The organism is Streptomyces caniferus (assembly GCF_009811555.1).
Classification (GTDB): Bacteria; Actinomycetota; Actinomycetes; order Streptomycetales; family Streptomycetaceae; genus Streptomyces; species Streptomyces caniferus.
Genome location: NZ_BLIN01000005.1, coordinates 3087631 through 3100862, shown reverse-complemented (window position 1 = coordinate 3100862; position 13232 = coordinate 3087631). Strand labels below are relative to the sequence as shown.

Here is a 13232-nt window from a genome sequence, read left to right as displayed (position 1 = left end):
CACAAGAATGACAAGCGACGCGCTCGCTGCTGCGCACGGTTCTTCTGCGCCACCGAGCGGGAGCAGTGAGCAATCAAACGCTTCATCAGTCATGGATGGAATAAAGGCATCTCCTCAGGCCATTGCGCAAGTTGGTACGAGTTCCTTCTTTTCGCGCTGCTCCGAACGGGTGGCCTTATCGGTTGACTGTTGTAGCCCGACGAGCCGCATGGATAACTAGTCGCATCCAACCGGTGGGCCGCCCATCCTCTCCGGGGAGCGGCACCTGGCCTACCCGTTGGCCCGGCCCAGCGCCTGGTTGCGGTCAGACCGAGATGCCGTATGGGCGTCCCCGGTAGAGGGTTTTGGATCCGTCAGCCGGTGCCGATTCGTCGGCACCGGCTGATCGGCCCCCACATTCGGTCAGGGGGCTTCATGCGAACCATTTCCATCCTTCGCTGGGTCAACGGTCTACGCGCCTTGACCCCGGGCCTCACCACGACAGCGCCGGTCTCTTCCCGGTCCGGCGGTGCCACGCCCCTCACGCCCCCGGCGCCACGCCGGTGCTCGCCGCCCCGGGCGGCGCGACATCCCCGGCCTGCCGCTCCGCGTGGCCGCCGGTACCGTTCCGCAGCCGCCCGCCCCACGGTCCGTACGGCGACGAGAGCGCCGGTTCCGCAGGGCTCCCGCACGAACCCACGCCGGTTCCGACGTCAGGGCCGCATGTCGCACCCGCCGTCCAGGACCGCACGATGACCCCCCACTCGGCCTTTCCCAAGGGGAATTCCCCGGTCCACGGCCGAGGCCTGGCCATCGGGGACGGGAACGCGCCGACGAGTTCCGACGGCGCCACCGGCCATCCGGACGGTCCCACGGAGGACGTCCGGGGCAGCTCCCGTCCGGCCGTCCCCGCGACCGCAGTGGTCCCGGACGGCACCCGGCACCCGGCCCCCCGCCCCGCCGGCACCCCCCTGCCGGCCTCCCTCCACGGAGCCCGGCCGGCCCTCTGAGGCCGGCCGGCCACTGTTCCACCGCGCCCCCGGGGACACCCGGTCCTTTTCCGCAGCCGCCCGGGCCCCGCCCGGTCCGCCGCCCCGCAGTGATCTGCACCCGGGTTCCCCCGACCGCACATCCGAAGCCTCCCCAGAAAACCCACTGCGACAGAACACCGGAGGACAGCATGGCGCAACGAAGAATGGTGATCCTCGTCGACGGGCCGGAGGGAAATGGCCTGCCGCAGCACGCGCGCGACAATGCGGGCGATCCGATAAGGATCCTGCGGGGCAACGGCTACGAGCGTTTCGAATTCTACGGCGAGTACGCGGACTTGGGCGGAGAACCGGTCCCTGTGTATCGCTGGTGTTACCGCACACGAATCGCCGAATAGGTGCTGTGCGTCTCCAGGAAGAAAGCGATGTGCAGAGGAGAACGACCATGTTGAACCTCATGAGGGACGGAGTCCAGTCGTGAACCGAGAAGCTGGTAAAGACAAAAGCTGGAGCGACGGCCGGGATGTGGTGGTGACCGGGGTCGGATTCTGCCTGCCCGGTCGTACGGAGCCGGTCTTCACCGCCGACGACATGTGGGACGTCGTTTCCAACGGCCGGTCCTGCCTCAAGCGTGACGAGGTCTACTACGGCTCGGTCGAGCTCACCCGGGAGATGTTCGACGAACGCCTCCCGGACGTCCCGCCGTTCTTCTCCCAGCATTACACCTCGGCGCACCGATTCGGGCTGGTGTCGATGGCGGAGGCCACCACGGATGCCGGGCTGACATTCTGCGGCGGCGCCCTGGGAGAAGCCGCGATTCTGGTCGGCCGCGGGGGAGTGGACTCGAATGTCGAAAGCTATCTTTCGGTGCTGAGTGCCGATCCCGGGAAAACCTCCGCACCGGAGGCCATGGAGTTGTTCGTCGCGGCGCAACAAGCCGTGACGCCGTCCGATGTCGCCCTGGTGCAGGCGGCGCTGACGCAGTCCAACGGCCCCTGCTACACCGTCTCGTGCGGCTGTGCCTCGTCCGCCGTCCAGATCGGCAACGCCCGGCGGATGATCGCCCACGGCGAGGTCGACATCGCGGTCGTGACCGGGGTCGACGTCTTCAACGTCCACCTCATCCAGAACATCCAACGGCTGCTGAGCGGGGCCCAGCAGACCTACGACGCGCTCCGCACCACCGACATGCCGGAACTGCTGCCGTCCTTCACCTCCCTCATGCGGCCCTACGACCGCCGGGCGGACTGCATCAACCACGGCGAGGGCGCGGCCACCGTGATCATGGAGAGCCGGGAACACGCCGCCCGGCGCGGGGCGCACGTCTACGGCCAGGTGCTGGCCACCGCCATGACCCGCGACGGGCTGGCCAACCCCCTCGCGTGCGACGACACCGGCGCGGAACTCGTCAGCGCCGTCCGCCGCTGCCTCGGCGACCGCTGGCGGATCGACGACGTGCCGTACGTGCACGGCGGCAGTGACGGCAATGTCGTCGTCACCGCCTTCGAGGCGAACGCCATCAAGGAGCTCTACGGGCCCGACGGCGACGTGCTGATGACGTCCCAGGAAGGCTGCTTCGGCCACAACGGCGCACCGGCCGGCTGCCTGGGCGTCGCCATGACGCTGATGATGATGGAGCGCGGGCAGGTCTGCCCCACCGCCAACTGCGAGCAGCCGGCCGACGGGCTGCCCTTCGACCCCGTCCCCGGCGTGCGGCCGCGGCCGCTCGACTTCGACTACGCGCTGAGCTTCAACTACCAGGTCGGCGGCGTGAAGAACGCCATTCTCCTCGGCAGTCCGGAAGCCGTGTGACCACGGGCAGATCACCTCCCACGTACGGAGACCCGATGAGCAACGACATGCACGGCTCGACAGCCGAGATGCGACCCCCCCACGAGACGGAACAGATCGCCGTGATCGGCATGGGATGCCGGCTGCCCGGCGACACCGACTCGCCCGCCGCCCTGTGGCGGCTGCTGGTCGAGGAGCGGGACGCGGTGGGCGAACTGCCCGCCGAGCGCCGGCGCCTCGTCCCGGAGGACTCCCTCGACTCCCCGGGACCGGGGAGCCGGGCACCGACCCCCCGTCAGGGCGGCTTCCTGCGCGATGTGACGGGCTTCGACGCCGCCTTCTTCGGCGTCGCGGGCCGGGAGGCCGACGTCCTGGACCCCCAGCACCGCCTGCTGCTGGAAGTCACCTGGGAGGCCCTGGAACACGCCGGCCTGCCACCGGACCGGATGAACGGCACCCCGACGGCCGTCTTCGCCGGCATCAGCTACAGCGACTACATGGACCGTCTGGCCGGGCATCCCCAGGAACTGGAGGGGTCGATCCTGACCAACGGCCACTGTGTGGCGGCCGGCCGGATCTCCTACCTGCTCGGTCTGCAGGGCCCGTGCGTGGCGCTGGACACCGCCTGTTCCTCCTCGCTGGTGGCCGTGCACATGGCACGCCGGGCGCTGGCCGACGGCGAGTGCGACCTCGCGCTCGCCGGCGGCGTCACCCTGAGCTTCCAGCCGCGCATCACCCGGTCCTTCGCCAGGATGGGCATGCTGTCGGCCGGCGGGCGCTGCCGGACCTTCGACGCCGGCGCCGACGGGTTCGTACGGGGCGAGGGCTGCGGCGTCGTGGTGCTGAAACGTCTCTCCGACGCCGTACGGGACGGTGACCGGGTCCTGGCGGTGCTGCGCGGCTCGGCCACCAACCAGGACGGCTCGTCCGAAGGGCTGGCCGCCCCGTCGGTGACCGCCCAGACGGCCCTCTACCAGGAGGCCCTCCGGCAGGCCGGCGTCGACCCGCGGGACGTGGGCATGGTCGAGGCCCACGGCACGGGCACCCCGGTGGGCGACCCGATCGAGTTCGCCAGCCTCGCCGAGGTCTACGGCAACGGACCGGGCCGCTGCGCCCTGACGTCGGTGAAGACCAACGTCGGGCACCTCGAACCGGCCGCCGGCATCACCGGACTGATCAAAAGCGTGCTGTGCCTGCAGCGCGGCACCATCCCCGCGAACCTGCACTTCCGGCGCTGGAACCCGGCCATCTCCGCGGCGGGCACCCGCTTCTTCGTCCCCACGGAGCTGTCCGCCTGGCCCCTGAGGACGGTCACCCGGCTGGCCGCCGTCTCCTCCTTCGGCTTCTCGGGAACCAACGCCCACGTCCTGCTGGAACAGGCCCCGGACCGCCCGGCCGTCCGTCACCAGGGCCCCGGCCGGCCGGCCCAGGGGGCGTCCGAGGTCTTCCTCGTGTCGGCAGGCTCGCCCGACGTACTGCCGGCCGCGGCCACCCGGCTCGCGGACTGGATGGAGGGCGACGGCGCGAACGTGCCGCTGCGCGACCTCGCGCACACTCTCGCCCTCCGGCGCTGCGCCGGTCACGGGCGGCTGGGCGTGGTGGCCTCCGCACGCCGCGAACTCCTGGCTTCCCTGCGGTCCTTCGCGTCCGGGCAGCGGAACCCCGGGGTCGTGACCGGCGCCGTGGGCGCCGCCGTGGAGCGGCAACCGGTGTGGGTCTTTTCCGGCCAGGGCTCCCAGTGGCCCGGCATGGGGCGCGGACTGCTGAGGACCGAACCGGCCTTCCTCGACGCGCTGACCGAGGTCGACGAGCTGATCAAGGCGCAGAGCGAGGTCTCCGTCCTCGACGTGGTGCGGCGCGGACAGCCGGTCCACGGGTGCGGCACGGTGCAGCCGGTCCTGTTCGCCCTGCAGATCGCCCTCGCCGCCACCTGGCGCTCGTACGGCGTCGAACCCGCCGCGGTCATCGGGCACTCGATGGGCGAGGTCGCGGCGGCGGTGGTGGCCGGTGCGCTGACACTGGCCGACGGGGTCCGGGTGATCTGCCGGCGCTCCGGACTGCTGAGCGACATCGCCGGCTCCGGCAGCATGCTGAGCGTCGGCCTGGACGCCGCCACGGTGCGGGCGGAACTCGCGGACAGCGCGGCCGACACCGTGTCCGTCGCCGTCCTCTCCGCGCCCGACTCCACCGTCGTGGCCGGCCGGACCACGGAGGTGAGCCGGCTGGCCGCCGCCTGGGAGGCCCGGAAGATCCCGGTCTTCCCGATCGCCGTGGACGTCGCCTCGCACTGTCCGCTGGTGGACCCGGTGCTGCCGGCCCTGCGGTCGGCCCTGGCCGGTCTGGATCCGCGGTCGCCCAAGGTGCCGTTCTACTCGACGGTCGTCGAGGCCGGGGAGACGCCGGCCTTCGACGCCGACTACTGGTGCGACAACCTGCGCCGCCCGGTGCGCTTCGCCGAGGCGGTGGCGGCCGCCGCGGCCGACCGCCACGTGGTCTACACCGAGATCTCGCCCCACCCCGTGGTCACCCACTCCGTCGAGCGGAGCCTGGCCGGGCTCGTCGCGGAGCCCGTCGTCCTGCCCACGCTGCGCCGCGAGGAGGACGAGCAGGCCACGTTCCGTACCCAGCTCGCCGCGCTGCACTGCGCCGCCGTGCCGGTGAACTGGCGGCGCCTCTACGGCGAGGGCAGCCTCGTGGACGCCCCCACCGTCACCTTCGACCGCCGCCACCACTGGGCCGACGCCGCCCCGCCCGCGCAGGCCGCCGACGCCCCCAGGGCCCAGCTGCCCGGCCACCACACCGAGTTCCCCGGCGAACCCGCGCGGCACAGCTGGCGTGCCGACGCCGGCACCGGGGCACTGCCCTGGCTGGGCGACCACCGGGTGCACGGCAACGCCGTCCTCCCCGGGGCGGCGCACTGCGGACTGGCGCTCTCGGCCGCCTGCGAGGTCTTCGGCGCGGCACCGCACGAAGTGGAGGTCACCGACGTCCACTTCACCCAGCTGCTGCGGCTCGGCCCGGACACCGAGGTCTCGACCGCCGTCACGATGACCGCACCGGACCGGGCGCACTGCGAGATCCTCGCCCGGAACGAGAGCGGCGACTGGGAGGTGCAGGCCGACGCGGTGCTGCACCGGCTGACCGTACGGCCCGAGCTGCGGCCGAGATCCGTCGACGCGATGAGCCTGCGCCATCCGCTGCGCCTGGAGCCGGACGCGCTCTACGAGAGCCTGCGCCGCCGCGGCCTGGAGCACGGCCCGGCGTTCACCGGTGTCCTCGAACTGCACGCCGGCCGCCACAACGACAGCTTCTGGGCCAAGGTCGCGGTACCGCCCCAGGCCTGCACCCCGCCGCCGGGCCTGCCGGTCCACCCCGTCCTCCTCGACGTCTGTGCCCAGCTCGCCGTGGCACCCCTGATCAGCGAGGACGACCCGGCGCTGGTGCTGCCGGTGAGCATGCAGGCGGTACGCATCCTCGGCGATCCCACGACCGCCGTGTACTGCCACGCGCACGTCAGCGAGATCACCGCGCAGGCCATCGTGGCCAATGTGCGCCTCCTGGACGACAGCGGCGCCGTGGTCCTCCTCGTCAACGGTCTGCGCTTCGCCCGGCGGGCCGTGCGCGAGACCCCGGAGGTCGACGACTGGCTCCTCGACATCGCCTGGAAGTCCGCACCCCGTGCGGCGCCGGACGGCGGCCGGGCGCCGGGGAGCTGGGTCGTCGTGGGCGAAGCGGACGGCTCGGCCCAGGCGCTGGCCGCCGCGCTGCGCTCCCACTGCGCCCGCACGGTGGTCTGGGACCGCCCGCTGGACGACACCTCGCTCGGCGCGTTCCGCGAAGCCCTCAGCGGCCGCCTGGCCGCCACCCTCGAAACCCCGCGCGGGGTGGTCCTGGTGTGCGGACGCGCCCAGGGCGGAGAGCCGACGGTGCAGTCCCTGTGGCGCACCCGCCGGCTGCTCGGCGCCGTCCAGGCGATCACCGCCACCTCCTCGTCGCCGCGCCTGTACGTCGTCACGCGGGGCGCCCGCAGCGTGCTGCCGGCCGACGAGGTCGATCTCGGGCAGAGCGCGGTGCGCGGCCTGCTGCGGGTCGCCGCGCTGGAACACCCCGAGGTCCGGCCTGTGCTGGTGGACGCCGACCCGCACGACGCCGACCCCGAGGACGTGGCCCTGGAGCTGCTGGCGGACGCGGACGACGACGAGGTCGCCCTGCGTGCGGGCGGCCGGCACGTCGCCCGGCTGCAACACGCCGTGCCGGACGACGGACAGGACCGGACCGCCACCCCCTGCACCGTGCGGTACGGCGCGGACGGCTTCCGGCTGCGCGCGAGCCGGCTGGGCGATCTGTCGAGCCTGGAGTACGCCGTCACCGGCCGCCGCGCGCCGGCGCCCGGCGAGGTCGAGGTGCGGGTCACCGCCGCCGGCCTCAACTTCCGTGATGTCCTCACGGCGATGGGCCTGCTCCCCGGCGACCTGGACGTCCGCTACCGGATCGGTTTCGAATGCTCCGGTGTGGTCAGCGCGGTCGGCGCCGGGGTGGAGCGTCCCCAGGTCGGGGACGAGGTGATCGCCGTCGATCTGCGCGGCGGAGCGTTCGGGTCGTTCCTGACGCTCCCCGCCGACGCGGTCGCCCCCGTCCCCTTCGGCATCGAACCGGTCGCCGCGGCCGGGCTCCCGATCGCCTTCCTGACCGCCTGGTACGCGCTGCGTTCGGTCGCCCGGCTCGCCGCCGGGGAACGGGTGCTGATCCACTCCGCCACCGGCGGCACCGGTCTGGCGGCCATCGCGGTGGCCCGGCTGCTGGGCGCCGAGGTGCTGGCCACGGCCGGCAGCGAGGACAAGCGCCGCTATCTGCGGGGCATGGGCATCCGCCATGTCATGGACTCCCGCACGCTGGAGTTCGGCGAACGCACCCGCGAGGCGACGAACGGCGAGGGCGTCGACGTCGTCCTCAACTCGCTGTCCGGAGCGGCCATCCGCACCGGCCTGGAGACGCTGCGCCCCTTCGGCCGGTTCGTGGAGCTGGGGGTGCGCGACATCATGGCGGACGCTCCGCTCGGCATGCTGCCGCTGCGGCACAACGTCACCCTGAGCACCGTCGACCTGATCGAGCTGCACCGCAACCGCCCCGACACCTTCGCCACGGTGTGGAAGGAGGTGCTCGGCGCGTTCGAGGAGGGGCGGCTCAAGCCCCTGCACTGCACGGAGTATCCGCTCGCCGAGGCCACCACGGCCTTCCGCACCATGGCGGCCGCCGACCACATCGGCAAGCTGGTGCTGACCGTGCCCGACGACGGGGAAGCGCCCGCGGTGCTGCCCGAGATGGACATGCCCGTGGAGGAGGGCGGCGCCTACATCGTCACCGGCGGACTGCGCGGTCTGGGCCTGGCCACGGCGAAATGGCTCGCGGCCCACGGCGCCGGCCATGTGGTGCTCAACGGCCGCAGTGCCCCGGAGCCCGACGTCGCGCAGACTCTCGCCACGGTGATCGGCAGAACCGCGAAGGTGTCGGTCGTCCTGGGCGACATCGCCGATCCGGACGTCGCCCGGCGGCTGGTGTCCACCGCGGTGACCGACGGGTACCGGCTGCGCGGGGTGGTGCACTGCGCCATGGTGCTGGACGACGCGGTGATCACCAACGTCGACGACGGCCAGCTGGAACGGGTCTGGATGCCGAAGGTCGTCGGCGCCTGGCACCTCCACCACGCCACCCAGGACCATCCGCTGGACTGGTTCGCGGCGTTCTCCTCGATGGCCTCGCTGCTGGGCAACCCCGGCCAGGGCGCCTACGCGGCGGCGAACTCCTGGCTCGACGGGTTCGCGGCCTGGCGCTCCGCACAGGGGCTGCCCACGGTCGCGGTCAACTGGGGGCCGTGGGGCGAGATCGGTGTCGCCACCGACTTCAGCCGCCGTGGCTACCGCACCATCCCCACGGACCACGGCCTGGCGGCCCTGCGGACGCTGCTGGCCCACCGGCGGGTGCAGACCGGGGTGATCCCCGGCCCGCCGGACACCTGGGTCCCGCCCGCCGGCCGTCATCTCCCGTTCTTCGGCGAGGTGTCGGAACAGGCGCCGCCGGACCGGACCGCACCGCCCGAGGCCGAGGAGACCGAGGACATGCGGGCCCGGCTCGCGGCACTGCCGCCCGGCCTGGCCAGAAGGGCGGCGCTGGAGGAGCATCTGGCCGGACACGTCCGCGACGTGCTGCGGCTGGGGGAGAGCTCCCTCGACCCGCAGACGCCCCTGAAGTCACTGGGATTCGACTCCCTCCTGGCCATGGAGCTGCGCGTCCGCATCGACCGCTCCTTCGCCATCTCCCTGCCGAGGAACTTCGTCTGGGAGCACCCGACCCTCGCCGCGCTCGCCGCCGGCATCGCCGAGCATCTGGGCCTGGAACTGACGGCGAACTAGCCCTGTAGGCCATCGGGAACCGCATCCGCCCGGCGGGCTGTCCACCAGCCCGCCGGGCGTCCGTCTGCCCGCCCCGCGCTCCGCCCTCGCCCACCCCGGGCCGTACAGGAACACCGGCGAAATCACCCCGTTCCCCTTTCCTCACCCCTCTCCTCTTTTCACGCAAACGGATGCCGCAATTCCGAACCGCCGCGATTTCTGATACATTCTTGCCGCCGAAACCCTGGCGCCCCGTTGCGCATTACCGTCAATTCTTCCGACGGTAATGCGCAACCGTTTTCTTATGGTGATAGTATTTCGCGTCGCAATATGCCCCGCCCGCTCCCGACGCCGCACTGTGCGCCTTCCCGGGCAGACTCTCGAACTGCTTGAATTATCGGGAAAGCAGAGGTCAGAAAGCGGCCCGGTACGCACCGGAGGCGACGCGGCGCACTGCGAAGGCCGCCGCCAGGACAGATCGAGCGATGGCGCCGGCCGTGCTTCATGAGGCGAGAGCGGCATCGAGGTCCATGAGGCACGTATGAAAGGGGTAGTCAAATGTTACCCACCACTACGCATTCGGCCGAAGTCATGGTGACCGCCCGGCATATCGCGAGCTGGCCCCGGGAAAGGAACGCCTTGATTCCCGCCGACTGCTGGCGCTCCGCACAGCGTGTGGCATTTCGTCTGCCGGCCGTGAAGCGGGCGGTGCCCGTCTGCCGGAACCTGGTCCGCGCCTGGCTCGACGGACAAGGCATCGATGACGACGACACACGCTATCCGGTGTTGCTCGTCCTGTCGGAACTCTTCACCAATGCCATTCAGTATTCCGCCGGCAGACGCGTCACGTGCCGGATATGGAGGTCGGAGGGCTTGCTGCACCTCGAGGTGCACGACCGCGGGGGCACCGCGTCGGTTCCCCTGATGCGCCGCCCGGCCCAGACCCAGGAGCACGGCCGCGGCCTGGAACTGGTCGCCCACTGCTCCTCGCGGTGGGGCCGCAGGACCGAGGCCGACAGCAGCTGCACCGTATGGGCGGCGATACCGCTGACCGCCGGCGTGCGGAACGGCATGGCGCCGTAACGCACACCCCGAGAACCGGCCCCGAGGGCGGCCGACCGCACCACCTCGCGCCGCCCCCCCACGCCGCACCCCCGCACCGGACCTCACCCCAAGCGGCCGGCCGGATCGCCACCCGGCGACCGGTGCTCACCCGCCGCTGCACCGCCCCCTTCCGGGGCGGCTCCCTACCGCCGACGGCCGGGCAGGCGCCGGCTCCGCACCTCCCCGCGGACCGGACGAGCCGGCCGGCCGTCGGCACCATGCGACGGGCCTCCCGCCCGCGACCCGTCCTCTCGCCGGACGCGCGTCACCGGGGCACCCGCACGCCGCTCTCCTGGACCAGGGCATCGAAGTCGCGCACCGACTGCGCGTCCCCGTACGGCCGCAACTCGTCCCTGAAGCTCTGCAAGTACCGCTCGCCGAGCGCCGACCTCAGCCGGCTGAGCAACGCCACCGCCTGCACGCCCGCCCGGCACGCCTCCTCCACATCGCCGGCCTGAGCTAACACGGTGGCGAGGAGCAGCAGATCGATGGCGCGGCGCCGCACCCGGGTCCGCGGATGCCGGGCGAGCGCTTCCTCGGCCCGGCGGACGGCCGGACGCGGCTGCTTCAGATCCCGGTAGCAGTGCGCCAGTTCGTCCGCCAGATAGGCCCGGTCGAAATGCGCGATCCACTCGGGACCGTCCCCCGGAACGGCATGCGCCATGGCGTCCGTGGCCTTGTCCGCCAGTATTTTGCACATCCGCGCGTCCCCGAGCATGGCGTAGCCGCGGGCCTCGGCCGCGTAGAACAGGGCCTGGGCGGCCAGCGGGGCCCGCCCCCGGGTGCCCTCCTGCGCAGCCCGTGCGAGCTGCACCGCCTCCCTGGAACAGCCGGCGCCGACGGCGAGCCGGCTCAGACCGGCCGCCAGCACATAACCGCCGTAGCAGCGGTCGTCCGCGGCCTGCGCGAGCCGCAACGCCTGGATGTAGTACCGCTGCGCCAGGCCCGCTTGCCCGGTGTCCAGGGCCGTGTACCCGGCGAACTCCGTCAACCGGGCCGCCGCGGCGAACAGTTGCCGCCCCGTGGTCTCGCCGTAGCTCCCGTCCATCAGCCCGGACAGCACGCTGCTGAGGCACGAGACCACCACCGGCCGCACATAACCGCTGCCGACCCGGTGGTCGAGCTCGGCCAGCGCCTGGGTGGTCGCCCGGACCAGCTCCACATCGGTCATGCCCACCCGCGGCCCCAGCCGCCCGTTGCGCGCCACCTGCGGGTCCGGGGAGCTGATCAGCCAGTCCCTGCTCGGCTCCACCAACGCCGAGGCGGTCATGGCGGAACGGGACAAAAGCCCCCGGGATTCGGCGTCCATATGCCATAGTTCACGGACCTGCTCCAGCGCGTCCTCCACGGTCGCCGCGAAGTGGAGCCCGACCCCGCAGGTCACGCTGTTGCCGTTGGCCATGCCGATCTCTTCCGTCGAGACCGTGCGGCCCAGCTTGCCGCTCAGCGCCTCGGCGATGATGGCGGGAACCCGGCCGCGCGGCCGCTGACCGCCCAGCCACCGGCTCACGGACGTCTTGTCGTACCGCAGGTCCAGGCCCTGTGCCTCCCCCAGGACGTTCACCTGGCGAGCCAGAGCGGAGTTGGACAGCGAGGCTTCCTGGATGAGGGACCGCAGTCGCTGGTTGGTCTGACGCGCGACGAGTGGTCGGGCGGCCATGGTTCGCCTCCAAGCACATGCCGCCAACGCTTCACGTTGGCATATCCAGAGAGAACGGGATGGAACAGTCAATACCCAACAAGCGGGACTGAATCGCGATGACCAAAGTCAAGTAGCTGCCTGGGCGTTGCGCGCAGTAGCGCAGGCGCACCAGGGGGCTTCAGGCATCCCCCACTTGCGCCCGGCTCTCATCCGCGCCCCACGCCCCCCTCCAGCGCCCGCCGCTCCGCACGGCGCACAACCCCTCACCCCCAGCGCCCACCAGCCCGCTTACGGCCGGCACGGCGGACGATGCACGCGCCGCGGGAGAGAACCGGCCGACGGGGCGGACGGTGCACGCTCCGCGGGAGGGCGCCAGACTGAGGCGCATGGCGCTCTTGAACGGACACCCGGCAGACCCCGACGCGCTCCGCACCCTCGCGCTCACCAACTACGGCCACTTCACCTCGATGCGCGTCGACGACCAGCGGGTGCGGGGCCTGTCCCGGCACCTGGACCGGCTGGTACGCGACTGCCGCACGGTGTTCGGCGCGGACCTCGCCCCCGCCCTCGTACGCCGGTACGTGCGCGAGGCGGTGGGCGACGAGCCGGGCGCCTTCGTCGTGCGGGTCACCGTCCTGGACCCCGGCCTGGACATCGGGCACCCGGCCGACGCACAGGACCCCCATGTGCTCGTGACCCACCGCCCGGCCGGTGCGCTGCCCCTGCCCCCGCTGCGCGTGAAGACCGTCCGCTACCAGCGCGATGTGGCACAGGTGAAGCACACCGGCCTCTTCGGAGCCCTCCACCAACGGCGCGCCGCCCAGCTGGCCGGATTCGACGACGCCCTGTTCGTGGGCCCGGACCGGCTGGTCTCCGAGGGCCCCACCTGGAACATCGGCTTCATCGACGCCCACGGCCACGTGCTGCGGCCCGAGGCCGACGTCCTGCCCGGCGTCACCATGGCCCTGCTCCGGGAACGTCACGCCCACACCGTCGCACCGGTCCCCGTCGGCCACCTCCCCGGCATCCAGGCGGCATTCGCCACCAACACCACCATCGGCGTACGGGCCATCGGCGCCCTCGACGACCTCCACCTGCCCACCGATCACCCCGCCCTCGTCGGCCTCCGCGCATCGTTCCTGGCCCTGCCCGGCGAGCGGCTGTAGGACGAGGCGGCCGGCCGGCTCGCCGCAGGCCACCGGGAGGAGACGGCGGGGCGGGTGAGCGCGGAGGGACCGGAGGGAGCAGCCGGGAAAGACACCGGCCGGAACGGGGCCGTCGGCCAGGGGGACCACCCCCGGGGCCGCACCGCCGTAGCCGGTGCGGCCCCGCGCATGC

The 13232-nt window shown here is 72.3% G+C and carries 7 protein-coding genes; 6 read left to right on the top strand and 1 reads right to left on the bottom strand.

Annotated features, from left to right (window positions below):
• Positions 1-731 precede the first annotated feature (731 nt).
• The 5 genes from Scani_RS30135 to Scani_RS30115 all read left to right on the top strand — a co-directional run bounded on the left by Scani_RS30135 (position 732) and on the right by Scani_RS30115 (position 10231).
• A complete protein-coding gene (locus Scani_RS30135; RefSeq protein ID WP_159480928.1) occupies positions 732-989 on the top strand; it encodes a hypothetical protein in 258 nt (85 codons plus the stop codon).
• A 170-nt stretch (positions 990-1159) separates the two neighbouring features.
• On the top strand, positions 1160-1366 hold the full coding sequence (locus Scani_RS30130) for a DUF5988 family protein (RefSeq protein WP_328687669.1): 207 nt from the start codon (positions 1160-1162) through the stop codon (positions 1364-1366).
• Between the two features lie 79 nt (positions 1367-1445).
• Complete coding sequence (locus Scani_RS30125) at positions 1446-2780, top strand: beta-ketoacyl synthase N-terminal-like domain-containing protein (protein ID WP_246296230.1); 1335 nt, start codon at positions 1446-1448, stop codon at positions 2778-2780.
• Between the two features lie 35 nt (positions 2781-2815).
• Positions 2816-9169, top strand: coding sequence for a type I polyketide synthase (locus Scani_RS30120; protein ID WP_159480926.1), 6354 nt, complete (start codon positions 2816-2818; stop codon positions 9167-9169).
• A 618-nt stretch (positions 9170-9787) separates the two neighbouring features.
• A complete protein-coding gene (locus Scani_RS30115; RefSeq protein ID WP_246296229.1) occupies positions 9788-10231 on the top strand; it encodes an ATP-binding protein in 444 nt (147 codons plus the stop codon).
• Positions 10232-10517: 286 nt separating this feature from the next.
• Here the strand turns inward: Scani_RS30115 and Scani_RS30110 are convergent, their stop codons facing one another.
• Complete coding sequence (locus Scani_RS30110; RefSeq protein ID WP_159480925.1) at positions 10518-11912, bottom strand: NsdA family TPR-like regulatory protein; 1395 nt, start codon at positions 11910-11912, stop codon at positions 10518-10520.
• 368 nt (positions 11913-12280) lie between these two features.
• Here Scani_RS30110 and Scani_RS30105 point away from each other — a divergent pair, with 368 nt between their 5' ends.
• Positions 12281-13060: an aminotransferase class IV gene (locus tag Scani_RS30105; protein ID WP_159480924.1), complete on the top strand. Its 780-nt coding sequence runs from the start codon at positions 12281-12283 to the stop codon at positions 13058-13060.
• Positions 13061-13232: the final 172 nt, after the last annotated feature.

What these genes read in the sequence shown, in the direction of transcription:
- Scani_RS30130 (WP_328687669.1), top strand. Translation starts at nt 1,160, where the DNA reads ATGGCGCAACGAAGAATGGTGATCCTCGTCGACGGGCCGGAGGGAAAT.
- Scani_RS30105 (WP_159480924.1), top strand. Translation starts at nt 12,281, where the DNA reads ATGGCGCTCTTGAACGGACACCCGGCAGACCCCGACGCGCTCCGCACC.
- Scani_RS30135 (WP_159480928.1), top strand. Translation starts at nt 732, where the DNA reads ATGACCCCCCACTCGGCCTTTCCCAAGGGGAATTCCCCGGTCCACGGC.
- Scani_RS30120 (WP_159480926.1), top strand. Translation starts at nt 2,816, where the DNA reads ATGAGCAACGACATGCACGGCTCGACAGCCGAGATGCGACCCCCCCAC.
- Scani_RS30110 (WP_159480925.1), bottom strand. Translation starts at nt 11,912, where the DNA reads ATGGCCGCCCGACCACTCGTCGCGCGTCAGACCAACCAGCGACTGCGG.